The sequence below is a fragment of the Nocardia farcinica genome (assembly GCF_029867845.1).
Classification (GTDB): Bacteria; Actinomycetota; Actinomycetes; order Mycobacteriales; family Mycobacteriaceae; genus Nocardia; species Nocardia farcinica_A.
Map to the genome: position 1 here is coordinate 1 of NZ_JARWRU010001013.1, position 1,951 is coordinate 1,951.

The following is a 1,951-nucleotide window of genomic DNA, read 5'->3' on the forward strand; positions in this document are numbered from 1 at the left end:
CCCTCGGCCGGTTTCGGCCGCGGCCTGACCTCGGGGCGCATCTTCGATCGCGGCGGCAGGCTGGTCGCCGCCGTGGTGCAGGAGGGGTTGATCCGCACCCTGCGGGAGTGACGCGGGCGTGAGCGGGCCCACATCGCGCCCGCTCGTAAGCTGATCCGGTGACCCAGACCCCGGTTCCCGCCCCCGTCGCCGAGGAGGCGTCGCGGTCCCGCCCGACCATCGGCGTGCTCGCCCTGCAGGGCGACGTGCGCGAACACCTGGCCGCGCTGGAGAGCTGCGGCGCCGACGCCGTGCTGGTGCGCCGGGTGAGCGAACTCGAGGCCGTCGACGGGCTGATCCTGCCCGGTGGCGAGTCCACCGCGATCAGCAAGCTGCTGCGGGTCTTCGAACTGCTCGAACCGCTGCGCGCCCGGCTGCGCGCGGGCATGCCCGCCTACGGCTCGTGCGCGGGGATGATCCTGCTGGCTTCGCAGGTGCTCGACACCCGCCCCGACGCCGAGCACCTGTCCGGCATCGACATGACGGTGCGGCGCAACGCCTTCGGCCGCCAGGTCGACTCCTTCGAGACCGACCTCGACTTCGCCGGACTCGACGACGGGCCGGTGCGCGCGGTGTTCATCCGGGCGCCGTGGGTCGAGCGCGTGGGCGAGGGCGTGCGGGTGCTGGCCACCGTGCCCGACGGGCCGGGCGCGGGCCGGATCGTGGCGGTCCGGCAGGGGGCCGTGCTGGCGACCTCCTTCCACCCCGAGGTGACCGGCGATCTGCGGGTGCACCGCATGTTCGTCGACATCGTCAGGGAGACCACAGCCGCCTCGGCCCGGTAGGTACCGCCGCCTCGGCCCGACGGCCGCGCCCGCCCCGGCCGGGTGGTCGTTCCCGGCAGCGCCCGGGCTACAGGGGGTGGCCCGACGGTGCATCCTCCCGGTTCCATTACGCTGTGAAAGCTGTCTGCTCGCCTCGGCGCGCTCGGGTCCCTGTGGTGACCGTCGTGTCCACGGCGGGCACGAACACAGGCGGCATGTAGAGAGACCGATGTGCAACCGACCCGAAGGAAGTAGGGAATGAGCGGCCACTCCAAATGGGCCACCACCAAGCACAAGAAGGCCGCGATCGATGCCAAGCGGGGCAAGCTCTTCGCGAAGCTGATCAAGAACATCGAGGTGGCGGCCCGCACGGGTGGCGGTGATCCCGACGGCAACCCGACGCTCTACGACGCCATCCAGAAGGCCAAGAAGTCGTCGGTGCCCAACGACAACATCGAGCGCGCCCGCAAGCGCGGCGCCGGTGAGGAGGCGGGCGGCGCCGACTGGCAGACCATCATGTACGAGGGCTACGGCCCCAACGGCGTGGCGGTGCTCATCGAGTGCCTCACCGACAACCGCAACCGCGCCGCGGGCGAGGTGCGCGTGGCCATGACCCGCAACGGCGGCAACATGGCCGATCCGGGCTCGGTGGCCTACCTGTTCCACCGCAAGGGTGTGGTCGCCCTGGAGAAGAACGGCCTGTCCGAGGACGACGTGCTCATGGCCGTGCTCGACGCGGGCGCCGAGGAGGTCAACGACCTCGGCGAGTCCTTCGAGATCATCAGCGAGCCCGGTGATCTGATCGCGGTGCGCTCGGCCCTGCAGTCCGCGGGCATCGACTACGACTCGGCCGAGTCCGGCTTCCAGCCCTCGGTCACCGTCCCGGTCGACGCCGACGGCGCGCGCAAGGTGTTCAAGCTGGTCGACGCGCTCGAGGACAGCGACGACGTGCAGAACGTCTACACCAATGTCGACATCTCCGACGAGGTGCTCGCCCAGCTCGAGGACTGATCCGAGGGCCGGACGAGCGACACGCGGTTCCCGCCGAGGGGGGGGGCGGGGCGCGGGGTGCGCGGCCCCCCACGCGGCGGGGGCGCCCCCCGGTGGGCGGCCTGAGCAGGGTGTGGGGGGCGGGGGGGCCCGCCGGG

The 1,951-nt window shown here is 72.2% G+C and carries 2 protein-coding genes and 1 pseudogene; all 3 read left to right on the forward strand.

Annotated elements, in window-relative coordinates:
- Nucleotides 1-111 (forward strand): annotated as a pseudogene (locus tag QH283_RS22465) (acyl-CoA thioesterase domain-containing protein); the annotation flags it as partial.
- A gap of 47 nt (nt 112-158) precedes the next feature.
- Complete coding sequence (gene pdxT, locus QH283_RS22470) at nt 159-824, forward strand: pyridoxal 5'-phosphate synthase glutaminase subunit PdxT (protein ID WP_280504942.1); 666 nt, start codon at nt 159-161, stop codon at nt 822-824.
- Nucleotides 825-1,061: 237 nt separating this feature from the next.
- Nucleotides 1,062-1,814, forward strand: coding sequence for a YebC/PmpR family DNA-binding transcriptional regulator (locus tag QH283_RS22475; protein WP_280504943.1), 753 nt, complete (start codon nt 1,062-1,064; stop codon nt 1,812-1,814).
- Nucleotides 1,815-1,951: the final 137 nt, after the last annotated feature.

Coding starts and splice junctions, on each gene's coding strand:
- QH283_RS22475 (WP_280504943.1), top strand. CDS start 1,062: ATGAGCGGCCACTCCAAATGGGCCACCACCAAGCACAAGAAGGCCGCG.